Below are 20,695 nucleotides of genomic sequence, written 5' to 3'. Positions count from 1 at the left end.
GCTCGGAAAGCAACAAAAGTCGCTCCAATCCAAACTCCCACTCCAACTTCAAAAACGCGCTAAAACACCAGAAATCCCGGCCAACCCACCATCCCGTTAGCCAGCATTCGCAGGCCTCCCTAGAGCATTTCTTTATGTTATAATGAGGGGTGAAGGATAATTTCGGAGGGTCTGACATGAAGAAAATACTATTTGTCTGCACAGGAAATACGTGCCGTAGTCCGATGGCAGAAGCTATACTAAAGGAAAAACATCCAGGCTTTGATGCGAAATCAGCTGGGTTGTTTGCTCATAAAGGAGCCCGTATATCTAAAGGGTCCGAAGAGGTATTAAAAGCACGTGGGATTGATATAGACCATGTTTCTCAACCTGTTTCTCCAGAAGTGATGAGGTGGGCTGATTTAATCTTAACCATGACGAAAGAGCACAAGCAGAGCCTAATCATGGAGTATCCGAACTATGAACCGTTTATTTTCACATTAAAAGAATACGTTATTAATAACGAAGAGGATCAATGGGAGCAATTGAAACAGGCTTATTCCACCCTCGAGGATAAAAAGGCTGTCTTTTTGCAAAAGCATGCGAGCAAATACAAGGATCAGCAAGCGATGGAGAAAGCATTACATGACCATTTAAAAGAGGAAATCGAACTCATAAAAGAAATCGAAGCCAACCAACCTAATATAGATGTTTCTGACCCTTTTGGAGGGGAATTATCCGTCTACGAACAAACCTTGGCGGAAATTGAAAAACATATTGAACTTCTTATCAAAAAGATAGACAATAAGTGAAGATAAGAATAGGAATGGTATTGGGGGAAATAGAAGGTGAAAAAGAGGTATCGATTTAGTCTCCGTCTTAAATTGGTGTTATTCATCTCTGTCTTGGCGGTGGTTACATACTCGACAAGTGCTTTGTTTATTTATGTGCTTTACGATTGGATTCAGCAACACATAAGTCTTCCAGAAATGACATTTACGATTATTACGTTAGGGTTGGGAGTGCTTTGGTCAGGCATCTTAGCTTATTTTGCCGCAGGTTTTATCACGAAGCCATTGCACCAATTAGAAACAGCGGCCGCCCTCGCTGCAGAGGGACAAATTAGTGATGAAGTAGTTGTTTCCAAATCAGATGATGAAATTCGTTCATTAGGGACAGCTTTTGAAACAATGATGGGCAACCTACGGGAAATGGTACATAATATTGATCAAAATTTTGAAGAAACAAATCAATCCGTAACGGACATTAAGAAAGCTGCAGACCAGGCATCCCAGCAAGCACAACTGATTGGCGAAACCATACAAGAAATTTCGCAAGGTGCAGAGAACTCCTCCAACGCCATACAAAACACAGCAGAATCAATAGACGAATCAACGCAACTTGCTACTCAAGTTCAAGAAAAAGCCCAACATTCCCATCAGTTATCCAACCATATGCTGTCGACACTCGAAGATGGGAAAAAGACAATTCATTCGTTGGTAACAGGTATTCAAAACATTTCAAAAGAACAAGAAGTTTCCTTAGAAGCCGTAGGCCGTCTAGAAACGAATGCGAAAAAAGTAGAAGATATTATTTCTCTTGTTGGAGATATCGCAGAACAAACGAATTTATTAGCTTTAAACGCCTCCATAGAAGCAGCTCGTGCAGGTGAACAAGGAAAAGGGTTTGCAGTCGTGGCAGAAGAAGTGAGAAAATTAGCAGATGAGAGCGCGAAAGCTGTACAAGGTATTTCAGATCTCATTGCAAATATGCAGACAGACGTAACCAACGTCGTAAGTCAAATCAAAGAGCAAGTACAATTTGCTCGTACAGAGGCTGATAAAGGGGAAGAAACCAATCAAGCGATTGCTACGATGTCTAGCTCTGTCCATGAAATGGCGACATCCGTCACCGAAATCAACAGTTTAGTAGACCATCAGCTTCGTTTGCTTCAAGCAACATCTCAGCAATCGCAGGAAGTATCAGCGATTGCAGAAGAAACGTCAGCAGGCACCCAACAAGTGAGCGCCTCTGTACAAGAACAAGCAAATCTGATCCAAGAGATTGATCGGATTTCCTATGAGCTCTCAGACCAAGCGCAAAAACTAAAGCAACATATTCATCGCTTTAGTATTACAGAATAAATAAAGAGGTGAGAAGTCATGAAAGTGATTTTAGCATCAGACCATGGTGGAGTGAATCTTCGTAAAGAAGTAGCGGAAGTGTTGGAGGAAATGAATATTTCCTATGAAGATATCGGTTGTGACTGTGAAGGTTCAGTCGATTATCCGGATTATGGAATTCCAGCTGCAGAACGTGTAGCGAATGGTGAGTTTGACCGAGGCATCTTAATTTGCGGAACAGGAATTGGTATGTCCATTTCCGCTAACAAGGTAAAAGGCATTCGCTGTGCCCTAGTTCATGATGTATTTACTGCAAAAGTAACAAAAGAGCATAATGATTCCAACGTACTAACAATGGGAGAACGTGTCATCGGCCCAGGCCTTGCACGCGAAATTGTAAAAACGTGGCTAGGAGCGGAATTTGAAGGTGGTCGTCACGCAAATCGTGTTGGCAAAATCGCCGAATATGAAGCATAATAGCCGTAATGAGTAAGTGGATAAAAGGAGAAGGAACAGGTGCTGTAGTCTTCTCCTTTTTTCATAACAAAAGGTACTGAAGAAACTTTTTGAAAAGGAGGATGGTCCAGTTGGCTTTGGAGGATATTCAACAGCATTGTAAGGCCATCGTCGATGAGTGGATTGAGGAGAATACTTTATCAAAGGGACAGCTCTTTGTTATTGGATGTTCAACGAGCGAAATAGCCGGTGAACGGATTGGAACTTCTGGAAGTGAAGAAATTGCTAAGATTTTGTTTGAAGAACTATCTCGATTGAAAGAAGCAACAGGTGTTCAATTGGCATTCCAAGGCTGTGAACATATCAATCGCGCACTTGTCGTGGAACAAGAAGTAGCCGATCGATTTCAGCTTGAAGCGGTATCTGTTATTCCTGTTCGTAAAGCAGGCGGTTCCATGGCAGCCTATGCCTTCCAACACTTTGCGAATCCAGTCGTAGTGGAAGAAATTCGCGCCGACGCTGGAATTGATATAGGAGATACCTTTATTGGAATGCATTTAAAACGTGTAGCCGTACCTGTTCGATTATCCCAAAAGACAATTGGCCATGCGCATGTCACATCAGCCATAACCCGTCCAAAGTTAATCGGTGGAGAACGAGCAGTGTATGACAATAAACAAGCAAATTCCGTGACCTGTGACTAATAGGATGCGGCAATGATTGTAAAGGGGGAGACCAATAATGAAACACGTACAACAAGTAGATCCAGAAATGTTAGAAGCGATTAATTTAGAAAAAGATCGTCAGCAGGATAAGATTGAGCTGATTGCTTCAGAGAACTTTGTATCAGAGGCTGTAATGGAAGCACAAGGTTCTGTGCTTACGAACAAATATGCAGAAGGCTATCCAGGCCGTCGTTACTATGGTGGTTGTGAGTACGTAGATATCGCGGAGAACCTTGCCCGCGATCGTGCGAAGCAATTGTTTAACGCAGACCATGCCAATGTGCAGCCCCACTCCGGTGCCCAAGCGAACATGGCTGTTTATTTTACAGCGCTAGAACCAGGTGACACTGTCCTAGGTATGAACCTCAATCATGGCGGTCACTTAACACATGGTAGTGGTGTAAACTTCAGTGGTAAGCTCTATAACTTTGTGGATTACGGGGTAGATGAAGAAACAGAGGTCATCGATTATGAGGTCGTACGTGAAAAAGCAAAAGAGGTACAACCAAAAATGATCGTTGCAGGCGCTAGTGCCTATTCCCGTGTCATTGACTTTGCTAAATTCAAAGAAATTGCAGATGAAGTTGGCGCTTACTTAATGGTCGACATGGCACACATTGCAGGACTAGTTGCCACAGGCGTTCACCCGAACCCAGTGCCATATGCTGACTTCGTTACTACTACAACGCATAAAACATTACGTGGCCCTCGTGGCGGAATGATTTTATGTAAAGAGGAATACGCAAAGAAAATCGATAAAAACGTATTCCCAGGTCTACAAGGTGGACCACTTATGCATGTTATCGCAGCTAAGGGAGTAAGCTTCAAGGAAGCCCTTCAAGACGACTTTAAGCAGTACAGCCAACAAATCGTCGATAATGCGAAGCGTCTTGGTGAAACCTTGCAAAAAGAAGGCGTGCGTCTTGTTTCTGGTGGTACAGACAATCACCTGTTACTTTTAGATCTTCGCCCATTGAACCTTACAGGTAAAGTGGCCGAGAAAGCATTAGATGATATCGGCATCACAACAAACAAAAACACTATTCCTTTTGACCCAGAAAGTCCATTTGTAACAAGCGGCCTTCGTATCGGAACGGCAGCCGTTACTTCAAGAGGCTTCAAAGCGGAAGAAATGGATGAAATTGCATCTATCATTGCGTTCACCTTGAACAATCATGAAGACGAAGCGAAACTAGAAGAAGCTAAACAACGTGTACAAGAATTAACAAGCCAATTCCCGATGTATCAAACAGTATAATGGATTACAGAGTGCCCCTCATAGGTGAGGGGCACTTTTTTGTGTGCATATAGGTAATAAGACTAAATTCAGCCCTGTTACTCAACCCCCTACATAACTGCTCTTTTTACAACATCAGAAAAAAATATGAGACCTTTTAACCATTATCGCTTGTGTTTTTACATACGACCATTCATAATTAGTTATACAATAATTGTACAAAAGTTAAACAAAATAATGAGGTGAAAACATGAATCTATTAATGAGAAAGCAAAAGAAGCCCCGTTTTACTGCCGATTTAACGTATAACCAAAACGTTGAACAGATCCGTACAAGCAATGAGGATCTCAATCAACGATTACATTATATGCATTTAACAAAGGCCCATTTAACTAGATTACAAGAAATAAAGCCTGTCGTGCTGGAATTGACTGATGAGTTGTTGGACAACGTGCTGGAACACTTGTACAAGCACCCTACACTAAAGGGGATTGCCCACGCTCATACATCGAATAATCAGTTGAAAAAGGTGTTCATCCGCTATTTTGATAGTATTTTTTCTGGCGAAATCGATGAGGCGTATATGGAGCTTCGTAAGCGTATTGGAAGTACCCACAATGGCGTGCAGCTACCAATCGCGTGGTTTTTAGCAACCTATTCTGCGCTTAGCTCGTTACTCATTCCGAAAGTAGTGGAGCTATACCAGGACGAACCAGCGAAACTAAGTGAAACATTGGTTGCGGTACAAAATATCCTGAATTTAGATGCTCAATTAGTAGTCGATTATTACCTGCAAGTGCGAATCAATGAAATCGAACAAGCTAACCAAAAAAATGAATTATTACGCCAAGAGCTAGTGACGATTAGCCAAGAAGTTGCAGCCTCTGTTCAACAAACAGACGCGTCGATGGATGAAACATCTCAAAAGGCAGATAGCATTCTTGCCGAAACGGAAAAAACGCAAAAGAGTAGTAAGAACCTGATTATGCTAACGGACCAAAACGATAAGAAAGTCCAAGAAATGATCGAATCATTCCAGGAAGTGCTTGATCAATTTAATAACAGCATGCAAACCATGGAGAAACTAGAAGAGATCTCAAAAGAAATTACATCCATCACAAAAAACATTGAAGATATCTCTGATCAAACCAATCTATTAGCTTTGAATGCTTCGATTGAAGCAGCGCGAGCAGGGGATAGTGGAAAAGGATTTGCGGTAGTAGCCGAAGAAGTTCGTAAATTAGCAGAGAACTCGAAACAAATGAGCAATCAGATTAAAAATAAGACCGTTGAGAGCAACACAAACATTGATGAACTACTCACATCTATGCAAGAAATGAATCAATCCACAGCACGTTCCCAAAGCGATATGAAACAAGTAACAAATGGACTTACCACCGTTCGCATGGAAATGGACCAATACATCGATATGTTTGGCCGCAATAAACAGGATTTAGATACCATCGTTGACGCCATCCGCGATATCAACAGCACAACAGATAGCCTGTCCACCTTATCGCAAACACTCCTCACCAAAGCAGACCAGTAAAAATTTTTACAACATAGAAGGGACATACGTATGAAATCGTCCAACATACATCAACGAAACCAACCGCCACTCCGACTACAGGATTTGTAGAGGACGATGGCGGTTTTTTTGCGTTTGTGAGGAGCTGGTGGGTGAGTTTATGAGCGACATTTTTGATATAAGAGCGAGAACGGAAATATGAGCGAGATCCTCGATATAAGAGCGACTTTTCAAATATATGAGCGACAGCACCCCACACCCCTGCTCGAAGCACGAATCTCTCCAGCCAAAATAGAATTAATTTAGATACTCGATGAAGCGCTCATTTAAGGGTATACTGAAACAAGAGATTGAATGCCCCTCCTTGAAACAAACGAAAATATTCAGTACAATTTCAAGGATGCAAACTATTCATAAAGGAGAGATTGGCTCATGGGTAACGTACACGTTTTAGATCACCCTCTCATTCAACACAAATTAACTTACATACGAAAGACAGAAACAGGTACAAAAGACTTTCGTGAGTTAGTAGATGAAGTTGCGACGCTAATGGCTTTTGAAATCACTCGTGATTTGCCACTAGAAGAAGTGCAAATTCAGACACCTGTATCAGAAGCAACTGCTAAAGTGCTTGCTGGTAAGAAGCTAGGAATCGTTCCAATTTTACGTGCAGGGCTAGGCATGGTTGATGGCATGTTAAATTTAATTCCTGCTGCAAAAGTAGGACATGTTGGCCTATATCGTGACCCTGAAACGTTGAAGCCAGTTGAATACTATGTGAAGCTTCCAAGCGACATCGAAGAGCGTGAATTAATTGTAATTGATCCGATGCTTGCAACGGGAGGATCTGCGAATGAAGCAATCGAATCCTTGAAAAAACGCGGCGCAAAGCAAATCCGTTTAATGTGTTTAGTAGCTGCTCCTGAAGGGGTAGAGGAAGTTCATCAAGAGCATCCAGACGTAGATATTTATCTTGCAGCACTTGATGAGAAGCTAAACGAAAAAGGATACATTGTCCCAGGTCTTGGTGACGCAGGCGACCGCCTATTTGGAACAAAATAACGTCGAATTTGGAGTGAATGACATGAGCCAGCCTATTAAGGTGATGACGATTTTTGGGACAAGGCCGGAAGCAATTAAAATGGCTCCACTTGTACTTGAACTCAAAAAACGTTCAGACCAATTCGAACCAATTGTCACGGTAACTGCCCAGCACCGTGAAATGCTAGATCAGGTGCTATCGATTTTTGGTGTAGAACCGGACTACGATTTAAATATTATGAAATCCCGTCAAACCTTAGCGCAGATTACGACAAGAGCGATGGAAGGGTTAGACGAGGTTATGAAAGAAACGAAGCCTGACATGGTTTTAGTCCACGGAGATACAACTACTACGTTTGCGGCAAGTCTTGCTGCATTCTACAACCAAATCCCCGTTGGACACGTCGAAGCAGGCTTACGTACGTGGAATAAGTATTCTCCATTCCCTGAAGAAATGAATCGACAGCTAACAGGCGTAATGGCAGATCTACACTTCACACCAACGAACCAGTCCAAACAGAATTTGCTGGATGAAAACAAACCAGAAGAACGTATTTTTGTAACAGGAAACACAGCCATTGATGCCCTGAAAACTACGGTAAAAGATGATTATACCCATGACATTTTGAAAAAAGCAGAGGACAAGCGCCTCGTCTTGGTTACCGCGCACCGTCGTGAAAACCTAGGCGATAAAATGCGCCAAATGTTCAGTGCCATCAAGCGTTTAGTCGATACGCATGAGGACGTAGAAGTAGTATATCCGGTACACTTGAATCCAGTTGTCCAAGAAACCGCAAATGAGATTTTAGGTAATGATGATCGCATTCATCTCATCCAACCACTGGATGTTATCGACTTCCACAACTTTGCGTCCCGATCCCATTTAATCCTTACTGACAGCGGCGGCGTCCAAGAAGAAGCACCATCCCTTGGCGTACCAGTACTCGTCCTGCGTGATACAACCGAACGTCCAGAAGGCATTAAAGCCGGCACACTTAAACTAGCTGGAACCGACGAAGACAATATCTTCTCTATGGCAAACGAGATCCTTTCAAACGACGAAGCCTTTGAAAGCATGTCCAAAGCCTCCAACCCATACGGCGACGGAGAAGCGTCCAGCCGCATTTGCGAAGCAATTCGTTATTTTTACAACCATAGAGAAGAACGACCAGCACCATTTACAACAAAAGATGATTAAGAGTAAAAAGCAGGGACTCGACTTTAAGTAGTTCGGTTCAGAGGTAGAAAAATGAAAATAGCAAGCCATTTAACATGCGAATTCACACAGGGATTCGCATGTTTCTTTTTATTGATATGACAAGGTTTATTGTTGTTTAACGTTTGAAATAACAACGTTTTCAGCATAGTAATTAGCAACTGGACAACAGCTATTGTTCGCAAGTTAAAATGATGCTAAAACCATGTTTAAAACCAATGTTATTTAGTATAGTAAATTGTAAGATTTTGTAGGTATAAAAGACTTAGTGTTTAACTACATATGTAGACTTTGTGAAGGAATGTACTTAAACTAACACGGCAGAATAGTTACAAATTTAGGCTTTCTAAGAGATATAGAAAAAATTAAGTTCATACCAGATTTTATTGAACGAACAAGGGGGGAAGGGATTTATGAAAAATCCAAAAAAATTTTTAACTTACTTAATCAGTATTATGACAATTACTCTATGTGTCTCCTCGTATTTATATTTTAAAGAATACAAGGAAGAACAGAGACAATTTGATTTATTCCTTAATCACTTTTATCACTCCCTTGATATGTCAATAAAAAAAGTTGACACATTACTTGAAGGTAAACTAGAGGATGAGGAGTTGAATGACGCGATTGGTAGATTAGAAAATGAATTATTAAAAACGAACACAATTGTTGATAATGGATACAGCTTTTTAAGCCACGACATTTATCCAACTAGGTTTTTCCGAGAGGCATCTAATTTTTTGTATGGGTATAAGATGAGTGGTGATGTATCATTTTATGTGCCGCCATTAAGCGAAGATGGTCAACTGGATGAAGAGGAATTGACGTTGTTGCAAACATTAAAAGGGTATATGGTAGATACCAAAAATGCACTGTACTCTTCTAAAACTAATCAGGAGAATCCAAACATAACTATGTCTGAGTTAAAGGAAATAATAATAACGCATATTAATAAAGATTCTACTGATATATATCAAGATGCTTATCAACCAGATTAGAATTGAACATCACGTATCAACATCGAACCAACCCACGTCGTGTGTGCCGCAGCATATACGTCGCTAGCAGGGCGCTTGCGCTTTTGTTTGTGTGAGCTTTTTTCATAGTACTGGAGTAAATTTTTGCTCGGTTTGGGTTGCGATATGCTCGCATCACAATCGCTTATGCTCGGTTCAAAGTGAGATATGCTCGCATCGCAGTCACTTATGCTCGGTTCAAAGTGGGATATGCTCGCATCACAAACGTTTATGCTCGGTTCAAAATGGGATATGCTCGCATCGCAATCGCTTATGCTCGGTTCAAAGTGGGATAAGCTCGCTTCACAATCGCTTATGCTCGGTTCAAAGTGGGATAAGCTCGCTTCACAATCGTTTATGCTTGGTTCAAAGTGGAATATGCTCACTTCCCAATCATATAACCTCTCTCTTTTCACATCTGCTCCCACTACATATCCTATCCTTGCAATAACTAGAGTATCTCGAACCAAGTCACCATAACCCACTTCAAAAATCTCTTCCCAATCTCATGTATGAAAATACGCCTCTCATCAAACGATATAAGAAAAGAAGGGGCGGCATGAGTATGTGGATTCGCGTTATGGTTATGTGCATTTGTTTGATGGCTGTGCTGCCTTTGAGCACGGATGCAGTAGGGGAAGAGAAGTCCATTATTATTGAGGTAGAAGATGATGTGCGAAAGTGGGAACAGCATATTAAAACGTATTATCCTCGAATACAGGTTGTACATGTGTACGACAAGCTTTTACTAGGAATTGCGCTAAAAGGGGACGTGCGGGATATTGAGCGGTTAGAGAAAGCGAACTTTATCAAGCATTCATTTCCTGTTCAATCCTATAAGGTTCACATCGATGAAAGTGTTCCTTTTATCATGGAAGAGGACCATCGTATTGGAAAAATTCCCTATACAGGTGAAGGGGTGAAGGTAGGGGTCATTGATACAGGTATCGATTATGATCACCCGGATTTAAAAGTGAATTATCGTGGAGGATATGATGTTGTCGATTTGGATGAGGATCCGATGGAAACGACTGCCGAACAAGGTGTGCCAACTGTGCATGGTACCCATGTAGCTGGGATCATTGGGGCTAATGGGAACATAAAAGGAATTGCTCCGGATGCTGAATTGTATGGGTATCGTGCGTTGGGACCTGGTGGTGTAGGGACATCCGTACATGTTATCGCCGCAATTGAACAAGCGGTAGAAGATGGGATGGATATCATTAACTTATCGCTTGGAAATACGGTGAATGGTCCAGACTGGCCAACAAGTTTAGCTGTGAACAAAGCGGTAGATATGGGAGTGGCGATGGTTATTTCGGGTGGAAACTCTGGTCCAGAGCATTGGACCGTTGGATCCCCTGCAACCGCAACGAATGCTATTGCTGTAGGAGCCTCCACACCACCTCTGAAACTTCCTTATCTATATGACTCGTTAGAACGAAAAGCGATTCAACTCACGCCAATGGCTGGGTCGACTCCATGGAATATTACAAAAAAATATGAAATCGTTGATGCTGGCCTCGGCAAGAAACCTCTCGCCTCGATGAAGCATAAGCTGGTGCTCATGGAACGTGGCGACATTACGTTTACACAAAAAGCAAAAATAGCCGAACAGTCAGGAGCCATCGGGGTTTTGATTTATAATAATGAAGAAGGTGCTTTTCAAGGAGGAATAGAGGAGGAGCTTTCGATTCCAGTAGCCGCCTTGTCGCAACAGGATGGGGAGTGGCTAAAAGAACACATTGTAAAAGAAGGACAATGGATTGATACAAAATATGAGACAGAAGTGGATACAGTAGCGCCTTTTAGCTCAAAAGGACCTGTTACATGGAACTGGGATATTAAGCCTGACATTATGGCCCCGGGTGTTGCGATAAAAAGTACCATTCCCGGCGGATACATGGAGCTACAAGGAACGAGTATGGCCTCGCCTCATGTAGCTGGCGCGCTTGCTCTGTTAAAAGAAGCGCATCCAGAGTGGGGACCCAAAGAGTTAAAAGCTGCTCTTTTATCTACAGCTATTCCTTTAGAGGAAGATGGAAAAAATGTCTCGCCAATCGCACAGGGAATGGGACGCATGCAGCCAATAGAAGCATTAGAACCCAGTTCGTTTATACACAACGGTCGCCTAGCCTTTGGGCGTGTATTGGAACATAAAGAACGGCGGACCGCCAGAGTTACGATTGAAAATAAACGAAACGAATCACAGCGATATGTTTTTACTCCACCAAAAGCAACTCGAGGACTTCTTTTTCAAGTTCCACTATCGTTCACACTGGAGCCAAATGAAAAGAAATCTGTACCGATATCCGTCACCGTTGATCAGGAAAAATTACAAGGTGACAAGCAATATGTAGAGGGCTGGATTACGTTGGAGGATAATCACCGTACGTATGAACTTCCATACTTAATCCTCACCAAGGAAACAGAATTCCCGAGAGCAATGGGCCTCGAATTAACATTGATGCCTTTTACAAAAGAAGAATATCAATATCAGGTCTACTTACCACTCGCAGCAGATGAATTGGAAATCGACTTGTACAACCCAGACACGTTACGATATATCAGACCGCTACTCGACACAAAAGATGTAGAACGAGGGGTACTAAAAGGAACGTTGACGAAAGAACAAGCTGGTGCACCAGGTGTCTATTTAGCTGTATTAACACTTAAGAAAGACGACATCACCCAAACATTTGAAACCCCTGTCATGATTGGAACCGAACACCCATAAGTAACTTGTTACATTAAAAAAACATCGCTCATACTCTAGGGCGATGTTTTTTCTATGAGTGTTGGCCAACCTTTTTTCGACATAGTATGGCTTTACGGAACTGTATGGAGGGCATCTAGGAATCAGGAAATGTTATGGTGAAAATTTTAGAAAAGATTAACAGTAGAAAAGTCCAAAAAAGCTTTGAATTGTTTAGAGGATTTGTGTACAATTTTAGATGAGTTTGAGTTTGTGAAAAGATGAATTTGTGGAAAAATTCCTAGTAATCTTGTAAAAATACTTCGAAACGATTTATGTAGAAAATTTCATTTTTTTTACATTGGTTACTTTTCCTCACAACTGCATTGACAATAGAAAACCCCTATTGTATGCTAATTTAGTGTGGAATGATAAGGTTTTCATAATTCGACAATTTTTTCAGAAATCTATGAAAACTCGATTGGAGCGGTTTTCGTGGCAGCTGATCAAAATCCTTTTAAAGCAATGGCGCTAACCAGTGGCATTTTGTCGCAATTAGCAGGCTGTACATTAGTAGGAATTTTTTTTGGCCGTTGGCTCGATAACCAGTTTACCACATCACCACTATTTTTAATCCTAGGTTTATTTGCAGGATTAGCCGCAGGTACATACGGAACCATTCATTTGGTGCGGAAATACACAGGAGAAGATTGACATGCCAGAACAATTCCAGACCATGATGACTCGCCAAAGAAAATGGATGCTATACCTTCTCGCTTTACTAGTACTGGGATGGGGGTTTTTACCGTATCAACACATCTTCCTCGGCCTGATTCTAGGAGCTTTATTTAGCTTTTTTAACCTCTGGCTCATGCACCGAAAAGTTAACCACATCGGACAAGCTGCATCAGAAAATAGAACCGGAAGAGCATTAGGTTCATTTTCACGCTTTGCCGCTGGAGGTCTAGCCATTCTCATCGCACTTCGATTTAATCAACATTTCCATTTAATCGCGGTAGTAATTGGATTAATGACAACCTATGTTGTTATTATGATAGAATTTCTTTTTTCTAAACTTAGAGACTAGCTTAAGGAAGAGAGGTGAATAAGTTGGATCACGAAAATCCATATGCGTTGGATGTCTTTGGGATACCATGGTTAGACTTTAATCTATCTACTGTCCTAATGGTAACCATCGCTTCAATTATTGTGTTCATCTTAGGGGTTGCATCCTCCAGAAGTTTGCAGCAAAAACCAAGAGGAATGCAAAACTTCATGGAGTGGATCATTGATTTCGTAAAAGGAATCATTGGCAGCACCATGGATTGGAGAACAGGGAAATTGTTTTTACCTTTAGGGTTAACATTACTCACCTACATTTTTATCTCCAATATGCTAGGGGTTGTCACCATGGTCGTTGTCGATCATACACTTTGGTGGAAATCCCCAACATCAGATGCAGGGATCACCTTAACGCTAGCCACGTTGGTTGTCGTTTTATCCCACTATTATGGTATTAAACTGAAAGGTTTGAATGAGTACGGGAAAGATTTCCTACGCCCAATGCCTTTCTTATTTCCGCTAAAGATTATCGAGGAATTTGCGAATACGCTTACATTAGGTCTTCGTTTATTCGGTAACATTTATGCGGGTGAAATTCTTCTAGGGTTACTTGCAAGCTTAATGGCAAGCGGAGTAGGAGGCTTCTTAGGAGGAGCTATTCCAATGCTAGCTTGGCAAGGCTTTAGTACATTTGTGGGTGCCATTCAGGCGTTCATTTTCACTATGTTAACAATGGTGTATATGTCTCACAAAGTGAGCGAAGACCATTAAAAATTAAATAAATATCAATAATCTATTTTTTTCATATCTAAGAGGAGGAATTTAATCATGGGTTTATTAGCAGCTGCAATTGCAGTAGGTTTAGCGGCACTAGGTGCTGGTATTGGTAACGGTCTTATCGTGAGTCGTACAGTTGAAGGGATTGCGCGTCAACCAGAATTACGTAGTGCACTTCAAACAACAATGTTCATCGGTGTTGCACTAGTTGAAGCAGTACCAATCATCGGCGTTGTTATCGCATTTATCGTAATGGGTCAATAAGCACGCAAGAATGTAAGATGGCGAAGTTCGTCTAGTAGAATCTTCGCCATTCCTTATACCTTTTAAGAAAATGTTATACAGAAACCATAGAAAAACTTCGACAGTTGCCTTAATAGGGCAATATGCCGGGTTTTTCTAATGTAAAGCCTGTTACAGATAAGTGTGAAAGGAGTGTAGGCTGTGCAATCATTAGCTGGTATGCTAGTACTCGGAGCTGGAGGCGGCGAAGGGTTACTAGTTGGAGATATGCTTTTCCAGTTGGTTATGTTTATTGTGTTACTCGTTCTTCTACGTATCTTTGCTTGGACACCATTAATGAATGTCATGAAAGAGCGTGAAGATCACATTGCAAACGAAATCGATACGGCTGAGAAAAACCGCCAGGATGCAGAGCGTATGTCTCAGGAAGCTCAAGAAGAGTTGAAAAAGACACGCCAAGAAGCGCATCAAATTATCGAGGAAGCAAGAAAGACAGCGAAAGAGCAGGAGCAAGAAATCCTAAACTCAGCACGTGCTGAGGGCGATCGTATTAAAGAATCAGCTCGTGAAGAAATCGAAGCTGAAAAAGATAAAGCAATTCAAGCACTTCAAGATCATGTTGCTACCTTGTCCGTACAAATTGCTAGCAAAGTAATTGAGAAGGAACTAAGTGAGCAAGATCAAGAACAACTAATCAATGAATACATTAAAGAGTTAGGGGAAGAGCGATGAGTAATGAAGTCGTAGGTAAACGCTATGCAACTGCTCTTTTTCAACTCGGACAAGAACATTCAAAGCTTGAAAAACTCGAAGAAGAACTTCGCACGATTCGTGAAGTCTTCCGTTCTAATGATCAATTAATAGATTTCCTTAAGCATCCCCGCATTGAGCAGAATAAGAAGAAGCAGCTTCTTCATGAAGCGTTTCAAGGGTATTCTACAGAAGTGACACACACATTAGATCTTCTAATGGATCGTCACCGTGAAGCCGTTATTCCAACAATGGTAGATGAGTTCATTTCATTGAACAATGAAGCACGCGGGATTGCAGAAGCAGAAGTCTACTCTGTTCGTACATTGAGTCAAGACGAAGAAAAAGCCATTCAAGACGTCTTTACAAACAAGCTCAACAAAAACACCCTTCGCATTCACAACATTGTAGATCCATCCATCCTAGGCGGCTTAAAGCTGAAGATTGGAAACCGTATTTATGATGGTAGTGTGAGTGGTAAGTTAGAGCGTATGGAACGGAAATTGGTTTCTGCAAACAAATGATGATAGGGGTGAAATTGCATGAGCATCAAAGCTGAAGAGATCAGTTCGCTGATTAAGCAGCAAATTGAAAACTATGATTCTGAAATTGAAGTCAACGATGTAGGTACTGTTATCCAAGTTGGTGACGGTATTGCTCGTGCGCATGGCCTTGATAACGTCATGTCAGGTGAGCTAGTTGAATTTGCTAATGGTGTCATGGGAATGGCACAAAACCTTGAAGAAAATAACGTAGGTATTATTATTCTAGGTGAATTTACAGAAATTCGTGAAGGCGACGAAGTACGCCGTACAGGTCGTATCATGCAGGTTCCAGTAGGAGACGAGCTATTAGGTCGTGTTGTTAACCCACTAGGACAACCTGTTGATGGTAGAGGACCAGCTGAAACAACGAAAACACGTCCAATCGAGTCTCCAGCACCAGGAGTTATGGACCGTAAATCCGTTGATGAGCCACTACAAACAGGTGTTAAAGCAATTGACGCACTTGTTCCAATCGGCCGTGGTCAGCGTGAGTTAATCATCGGTGACCGTCAAACTGGTAAAACGTCCGTTGCACTAGATACAATCTTGAACCAGAAGGATCAAGATATGATCTGTATCTATGTTGCGATTGGTCAGAAGGAATCAACTGTACGTAGTACTGTTGAAACACTTCGTAAGCATGGAGCGCTAGATTACACAATCGTTGTAACAGCAAGTGCTTCCCAGCCAGCACCACTACTATACCTAGCACCATATGCAGGTGTATCCATGGGTGAAGAGTTCATGTATAACGGTAAGCACGTACTTGTTGTGTATGATGACCTTACAAAACAAGCAGCAGCATACCGTGAACTTTCCCTACTTTTACGCCGTCCTCCAGGCCGTGAAGCATTCCCTGGTGACGTATTCTACCTTCACTCTCGCCTTCTAGAGCGTGCAGCGAAGCTAAGTGATGATAAAGGTGGCGGTTCCTTAACGGCACTTCCATTCATCGAAACACAAGCAGGTGACATTTCTGCTTATATCCCAACAAACGTAATTTCCATTACAGACGGACAGATTTTCTTACAATCTGACTTGTTCTTCTCAGGTGTACGCCCAGCGATTAACGCAGGACAGTCCGTATCTCGTGTTGGTGGTTCCGCGCAGATCAAAGCCATGAAAAAGGTAGCAGGTACACTTCGTTTGGACCTTGCATCTTTCCGTGAGCTTGAAGCCTTTGCACAGTTCGGTTCTGACCTTGATAAAGCGACACAAGCGAAGCTAAACCGTGGTGCCCGTACAGTTGAAGTACTAAAACAGGGACTTCACAAACCACTTGCAGTTGAGAAGCAGGTTGCGATTATCTATGCACTTGTAAATGGATATTTAGACGATATTCCAGTAGCTGACATCCAACGCTTTGAATCAGAGCTTCAAGATTGGATCGGCAAAAACAAATCTGAACTTTATGACCAGATTCGCAGTACAGGTAAGCTTCCAGAAAAAGATGACTTCAATAGTGCTGTGGAAGAATTCAAGAAAACATTTGTTGTTTCTGAATAAGTACATGTAGCAAGAGGAAGCAACCTTTGCAGAAAGGGTGGTGAAACAGCGTGGCATCCCTTAGAGATATAAAATCACGGATTACATCCACTAAGAAAACGAAACAGATTACAAAAGCGATGGAAATGGTCTCTGCATCCAAACTGAATAAGGCTGAGCAAAATGCGAAAGCCTTTAATCCGTACATGGAGAAAATTCAGGAAGTAGTGGCATCTATCGCAAACGGTGGTGTAGATGTTGATCATCCAATGTTGAAAAGTCGACCAGTGAAGAAGACAGGATACATTGTAATCACATCAGACCGTGGTCTTGCAGGGGCATATAACAGTAGCGTACTACGCACCGTAAACCGCCATATTCATGAGCGTCATAGCTCTAAAGATGAATATACGGTTATTCCGATGGGACGTATCGGACGGGATTTCTTTGCGAAGCGCAATATGCCAATTGAATCCGAAATTACTGGGCTTGCTGACCAGCCAGACTTTGCGGATATTAAAGATATCGCAAGTGAAGCTGTCCAGCTTTACTCAGACGAAACAATTGATGAGCTTTACATTTATTACAATCACTATGTAAGTGCTATTACCCAAGAAGTAAGAGGCACGAAATTGCTCCCACTAACCAACATTTCAACTGAAGCAACGCAACCGAAGAGCTCATATGAATATGAGCCAGATCAAGATACGATACTGAAGGCTCTTTTACCTCAGTACGCAGAGAGCTTGATTTATGGCGCGCTAGTTGATGGGAAAGCAAGTGAACACGCTGCTCGTATGACAGCGATGAAAGCTGCTACAGATAATGCTGATGAGTTAATTGATGACCTAACGTTGTCTTATAACCGAGCTCGTCAAGCTGCCATTACCCAAGAAATCACTGAAATTGTCGGCGGAGCTGCAGCCTTAGAATAGGTATTGGGAAGAACGTACTGAAAGTAAGTTAGGAGGGAAATCCATGAGCAAAGGACGCATTACACAGGTAATGGGACCAGTTGTTGACGTGCAATTTGAAAGTGGGCATCTCCCAGAAATCAATAACGCGTTAACTGTCCGTTACGATGCGCAAAACGAATCCGAAGTAAGCGTTGATGTCACGCTTGAAGTGGCACTACACCTAGGTGACGACGCGGTTCGTACCGTAGCGATGGCATCTACAGAAGGACTTGTTCGTGGCCTAGACGTAGTAGATACGGGTGCACCGATTTCCGTACCAGTAGGAGAAGCAACACTAGGCCGTGTATTTAATGTATTAGGTAATAATATTGATCTTGATGAACCATTAGCTGAAGACGTACGCCGTGATCCAATTCACCGTTCGGCTCCAGTATTCGAAAACCTAGCAACAGAAACGGAAATTCTTGAAACAGGAATTAAAGTTGTAGACTTACTTGCTCCATACATCAAAGGTGGTAAGATCGGTCTATTTGGTGGTGCAGGAGTTGGTAAAACGGTACTAATCCAGGAACTAATCAACAACATCGCCCAAGAGCACGGTGGTATTTCCGTATTCGCAGGTGTAGGGGAACGTACCCGTGAAGGTAACGACCTATACTGGGAAATGACGGATTCTGGTGTTATCAAGAAAACAGCGATGGTGTTTGGTCAGATGAACGAACCACCAGGAGCTCGTATGCGTGTAGCACTTTCTGGTCTTACAATGGCGGAATACTTCCGTGATGAGCAAGGTCAGGACGTACTATTCTTTATCGACAACATCTTCCGTTTCACACAGGGTGGTCTAGAGGTGTCCGCACTTCTTGGACGTATGCCATCAGCCGTTGGTTATCAGCCAACACTAGCTACAGAGATGGGTCAACTACAGGAGCGTATCACATCTACTGATAAAGGTTCCGTAACCTCTATCCAGGCGATTTACGTACCTGCCGATGACTATACAGACCCTGCACCAGCAACAACGTTCGCACACTTAGATGCGACAACAAACCTTGAGCGTAAACTTTCTGAGATGGGTATCTACCCAGCAGTGGATCCACTTGCATCCACATCTCGTGCTCTAGACGCAGCCGTAGTAGGGGAAGAACACTACGACGTAGCACGTCAGGTACAAAGTACGCTACAACGTTACAAAGAACTACAAGATATTATTGCTATCTTAGGTATGGACGAGCTTTCCGACGAGGACAAGCAAACTGTATCCCGTGCTCGCCGTATTCAGTTCTTCTTATCTCAGAACTTCCACGTAGCTGAGCAGTTCACAGGTCAAAAAGGTTCTTACGTTCCTGTATCTGAAACTGTTAAAGGCTTTAAAGAGATCCTTGACGGCAAATATGACGATCTTCCAGAAGATGCATTCCGTCTAGTAGGTCGTATTGAAGACGTAGTTGAAAAAGCCAAAACAATGGAACAATAAGCAAATGCTAAAGGATAAGCACCCGATTGGCGACCTATGCATGTGATGCCCCGGATGCAAAATGTTAATGCGACGAACTCTCTACAGGGAATCGATATTACTGTTTTGTATAACTGGCTGAATAAATCATTTGTCGGCAGGGTGCTGACTCTGGATGTGGCCTTGAGTCGCATCGTAGCATTTACTACAGCGTCTAATTTAAATATTACTTAGACATTGGGTTTAGCGACAGTTGCTGATGCACGAGTCGCTTCATTCCAGCCCAAGGGGGGTTAAACTTGAAAACACTAACTGTGAGTGTTGTCACTCCTGATGGCCCGGTTTTAGAAGATTCGTTCGAGATGGTAAGTTGTAAATCGGAGAATGGGGAACTGGGTATCTTGCCTGGACACATCCCACTCGTGGCTCCATTAACGATAAGCGGTGTACGCCTTAAAGGCGGCGAACAATCATCGGAGCTTATTGCTGTTAGTGGTGGTTTTCTAGAAGTTCGACCTGAAAAGGTAACGATTCTAGCGGAATCAGCTGAACGTCCTTCCGATATCGACCTAGAGCGAGCTCAACGAGCAAAAGAACGGGCAGAACGACGCCTACAAACGAAGCAAGACGACATTGATTTCAAACGGGCAGAACTAGCACTTAAACGTGCACTAAACCGTTTAGACCTGAAACAAGGTTCATAAACAAAAAGCCTTAGCACCACCGGACGCGGTGGCGCTAAGGCTTTTTTGTGTTTTGTGGAGGGGAGGGGGTTGAGGGAGTGCAGAGTGAGGTGGGATTGACGGGGAAGGAGCGGATAATGATGGAGGAGTGACGGATAAAGTAGGGAAAGAAGCGGATAATGGTGATGAAGTGACGGATAAGAGAGGGGAAGGAGTGGATAATGATGGAGAAGTGACGGATAAGAGAAGGGAAGGAGCGGATATCGAGAAGGAAGTGGCGGATAAAGGAAGAAAAGGAGCGGATAACGATGGAGAAGTGACGGATAAGAGAGGGGAAGGAGCGGATAACGATGTAGGAGTGACGGATAAAGTAGGGAAAGAAGCGGATAACGATGGAGAAGTGACGGATAAGAGAGGGGAAGGAGCGGATAACGATGGAGAAGTGACGGATAAAGTAGGGAAAGGAGCGGATATCGAGAAGGAAGTGGCGGATAAAGGAAGAAAAGGAGCGGATATCGAGAGGGAAGTGGCGGATAAAGTAGGAGAAGAAGCGGATAATGGTGATGAAGTGACGGATAAAGAGAGGGAAAGAGCGGATATCATGAGGAAAGTGGCGGATAAGAAAAGGAAAGATCGATATACCTTTTAGGAAAGAAATTTAAGCATGTCGGGATGGAAGTCACGCATATATGAGCCAAACCCACGCATATCAGGATTAAGTCTATATAATTGTGTAAAAAAGTAAGACATAAAAAAAGGGC

At 42.4% G+C, this 20,695-nt stretch carries 21 protein-coding genes; all 21 read left to right on the top strand.

All coding sequences use genetic code 11. From position 1 onward, the window contains the following. Nucleotides 1–176 precede the first annotated feature (176 nt). The 21 genes from N782_RS14025 (at nt 177) to N782_RS13920 (ending at nt 20,583) form a co-directional block, all read left to right on the top strand. On the top strand, nt 177–791 hold the full coding sequence (locus N782_RS14025; RefSeq protein ID WP_036821336.1) for a low molecular weight protein arginine phosphatase: 615 nt from the start codon (nt 177–179) through the stop codon (nt 789–791). Nucleotides 792–827: 36 nt separating this feature from the next. After that, entirely contained in the window at nt 828–2,123 is a 1,296-nt protein-coding gene (locus tag N782_RS14020; RefSeq protein WP_036821334.1) for a methyl-accepting chemotaxis protein, read from the top strand. An 18-nt stretch (nt 2,124–2,141) separates the two neighbouring features. Continuing rightward, the gene (rpiB, locus tag N782_RS14015; RefSeq protein WP_036821326.1) at nt 2,142–2,579 is read left to right on the top strand and encodes a ribose 5-phosphate isomerase B; all 438 of its coding nucleotides are present in this window, start codon (nt 2,142–2,144) and stop codon (nt 2,577–2,579) included. Between the two features lie 116 nt (nt 2,580–2,695). Then, nucleotides 2,696–3,262, top strand: coding sequence for a TIGR01440 family protein (locus tag N782_RS14010; RefSeq protein ID WP_202595698.1), 567 nt, complete (start codon nt 2,696–2,698; stop codon nt 3,260–3,262). 37 nt (nt 3,263–3,299) lie between these two features. After that, nucleotides 3,300–4,541, top strand: coding sequence for a serine hydroxymethyltransferase (locus N782_RS14005; protein WP_036821320.1), 1,242 nt, complete (start codon nt 3,300–3,302; stop codon nt 4,539–4,541). A gap of 229 nt (nt 4,542–4,770) precedes the next feature. Next, nucleotides 4,771–6,069, top strand: coding sequence for a globin-coupled sensor protein (locus tag N782_RS14000; RefSeq protein WP_036821318.1), 1,299 nt, complete (start codon nt 4,771–4,773; stop codon nt 6,067–6,069). A 411-nt stretch (nt 6,070–6,480) separates the two neighbouring features. Beyond that, on the top strand, nt 6,481–7,110 hold the full coding sequence (gene upp, locus N782_RS13995; RefSeq protein ID WP_036821315.1) for a uracil phosphoribosyltransferase: 630 nt from the start codon (nt 6,481–6,483) through the stop codon (nt 7,108–7,110). 22 nt (nt 7,111–7,132) lie between these two features. After that, nucleotides 7,133–8,287 carry a non-hydrolyzing UDP-N-acetylglucosamine 2-epimerase gene (gene wecB / locus N782_RS13990; RefSeq protein WP_036821385.1) on the top strand — a complete coding sequence of 385 codons (1,155 nt, stop codon included), beginning with the start codon at nt 7,133–7,135 and terminating at the stop codon, nt 8,285–8,287. 431 nt (nt 8,288–8,718) lie between these two features. Continuing rightward, nucleotides 8,719–9,303, top strand: a complete 585-nt coding sequence (locus tag N782_RS13985) for a hypothetical protein (protein WP_036821313.1) — start codon at nt 8,719–8,721, stop codon at nt 9,301–9,303. A gap of 577 nt (nt 9,304–9,880) precedes the next feature. After that, nucleotides 9,881–12,058: a S8 family serine peptidase gene (locus tag N782_RS13975; protein WP_036821308.1), complete on the top strand. Its 2,178-nt coding sequence runs from the start codon at nt 9,881–9,883 to the stop codon at nt 12,056–12,058. Between the two features lie 453 nt (nt 12,059–12,511). Next, nucleotides 12,512–12,730 carry an AtpZ/AtpI family protein gene (locus N782_RS13970; protein WP_420805596.1) on the top strand — a complete coding sequence of 73 codons (219 nt, stop codon included), beginning with the start codon at nt 12,512–12,514 and terminating at the stop codon, nt 12,728–12,730. Nucleotide 12,731: 1 nt separating this feature from the next. Next, entirely contained in the window at nt 12,732–13,103 is a 372-nt protein-coding gene (locus N782_RS13965; RefSeq protein WP_036821306.1) for an ATP synthase subunit I, read from the top strand. A 23-nt stretch (nt 13,104–13,126) separates the two neighbouring features. Continuing rightward, nucleotides 13,127–13,849, top strand: a complete 723-nt coding sequence (gene atpB / locus N782_RS13960) for a F0F1 ATP synthase subunit A (RefSeq protein ID WP_036821303.1) — start codon at nt 13,127–13,129, stop codon at nt 13,847–13,849. Between the two features lie 57 nt (nt 13,850–13,906). After that, entirely contained in the window at nt 13,907–14,119 is a 213-nt protein-coding gene (atpE, locus tag N782_RS13955; RefSeq protein WP_026799008.1) for a F0F1 ATP synthase subunit C, read from the top strand. Nucleotides 14,120–14,317: 198 nt separating this feature from the next. Then, complete coding sequence (gene atpF, locus N782_RS13950) at nt 14,318–14,830, top strand: F0F1 ATP synthase subunit B (RefSeq protein ID WP_036821379.1); 513 nt, start codon at nt 14,318–14,320, stop codon at nt 14,828–14,830. Then, entirely contained in the window at nt 14,827–15,372 is a 546-nt protein-coding gene (locus N782_RS13945) for a F0F1 ATP synthase subunit delta (protein ID WP_036821300.1), read from the top strand. The genes atpF and N782_RS13945 overlap by 4 nt, the downstream gene beginning before the upstream one ends. Nucleotides 15,373–15,390: 18 nt before the next feature. After that, complete coding sequence (gene atpA, locus N782_RS13940) at nt 15,391–16,899, top strand: F0F1 ATP synthase subunit alpha (RefSeq protein WP_036821297.1); 1,509 nt, start codon at nt 15,391–15,393, stop codon at nt 16,897–16,899. Between the two features lie 50 nt (nt 16,900–16,949). After that, a complete protein-coding gene (locus N782_RS13935) occupies nt 16,950–17,813 on the top strand; it encodes a F0F1 ATP synthase subunit gamma (protein WP_036821287.1) in 864 nt (287 codons plus the stop codon). 43 nt (nt 17,814–17,856) lie between these two features. Further along, nucleotides 17,857–19,272, top strand: coding sequence for a F0F1 ATP synthase subunit beta (gene atpD / locus N782_RS13930; RefSeq protein ID WP_036821285.1), 1,416 nt, complete (start codon nt 17,857–17,859; stop codon nt 19,270–19,272). Nucleotides 19,273–19,550: 278 nt separating this feature from the next. After that, the gene (locus tag N782_RS13925) at nt 19,551–19,955 is read left to right on the top strand and encodes a F0F1 ATP synthase subunit epsilon (RefSeq protein WP_036821283.1); all 405 of its coding nucleotides are present in this window, start codon (nt 19,551–19,553) and stop codon (nt 19,953–19,955) included. 127 nt (nt 19,956–20,082) lie between these two features. Continuing rightward, nucleotides 20,083–20,583 carry a hypothetical protein gene (locus tag N782_RS13920; RefSeq protein WP_036821281.1) on the top strand — a complete coding sequence of 167 codons (501 nt, stop codon included), beginning with the start codon at nt 20,083–20,085 and terminating at the stop codon, nt 20,581–20,583. The last annotated feature ends 112 nt before the right edge of the window (nt 20,584–20,695 follow it).

This window comes from Pontibacillus yanchengensis Y32 (genome assembly GCF_000770635.1).
Taxonomy (GTDB): domain Bacteria; phylum Bacillota; class Bacilli; order Bacillales; family BH030062; genus Pontibacillus; species Pontibacillus yanchengensis.
The sequence above is the reverse complement of the archived record's forward strand: the minus strand, read 5'-3'. Positions and strand labels throughout refer to the sequence as shown.

Excerpts from the sequence above, each read along its gene's own strand:
- N782_RS13965 (WP_036821306.1), top strand. The coding sequence starts at position 12,732 with ATGCCAGAACAATTCCAGACCATGATGACTCGCCAAAGAAAATGGATG.
- wecB (WP_036821385.1), top strand. The coding sequence starts at position 7,133 with ATGAGCCAGCCTATTAAGGTGATGACGATTTTTGGGACAAGGCCGGAA.
- N782_RS13985 (WP_036821313.1), top strand. The coding sequence starts at position 8,719 with ATGAAAAATCCAAAAAAATTTTTAACTTACTTAATCAGTATTATGACA.
- atpD (WP_036821285.1), top strand. The coding sequence starts at position 17,857 with ATGAGCAAAGGACGCATTACACAGGTAATGGGACCAGTTGTTGACGTG.
- rpiB (WP_036821326.1), top strand. The coding sequence starts at position 2,142 with ATGAAAGTGATTTTAGCATCAGACCATGGTGGAGTGAATCTTCGTAAA.
- N782_RS14025 (WP_036821336.1), top strand. The coding sequence starts at position 177 with ATGAAGAAAATACTATTTGTCTGCACAGGAAATACGTGCCGTAGTCCG.
- upp (WP_036821315.1), top strand. The coding sequence starts at position 6,481 with ATGGGTAACGTACACGTTTTAGATCACCCTCTCATTCAACACAAATTA.
- atpA (WP_036821297.1), top strand. The coding sequence starts at position 15,391 with ATGAGCATCAAAGCTGAAGAGATCAGTTCGCTGATTAAGCAGCAAATT.
- N782_RS14000 (WP_036821318.1), top strand. The coding sequence starts at position 4,771 with ATGAATCTATTAATGAGAAAGCAAAAGAAGCCCCGTTTTACTGCCGAT.
- atpE (WP_026799008.1), top strand. The coding sequence starts at position 13,907 with ATGGGTTTATTAGCAGCTGCAATTGCAGTAGGTTTAGCGGCACTAGGT.
- N782_RS14005 (WP_036821320.1), top strand. The coding sequence starts at position 3,300 with ATGAAACACGTACAACAAGTAGATCCAGAAATGTTAGAAGCGATTAAT.
- N782_RS13945 (WP_036821300.1), top strand. The coding sequence starts at position 14,827 with ATGAGTAATGAAGTCGTAGGTAAACGCTATGCAACTGCTCTTTTTCAA.
- N782_RS13975 (WP_036821308.1), top strand. The coding sequence starts at position 9,881 with ATGAGTATGTGGATTCGCGTTATGGTTATGTGCATTTGTTTGATGGCT.
- atpF (WP_036821379.1), top strand. The coding sequence starts at position 14,318 with ATGCTAGTACTCGGAGCTGGAGGCGGCGAAGGGTTACTAGTTGGAGAT.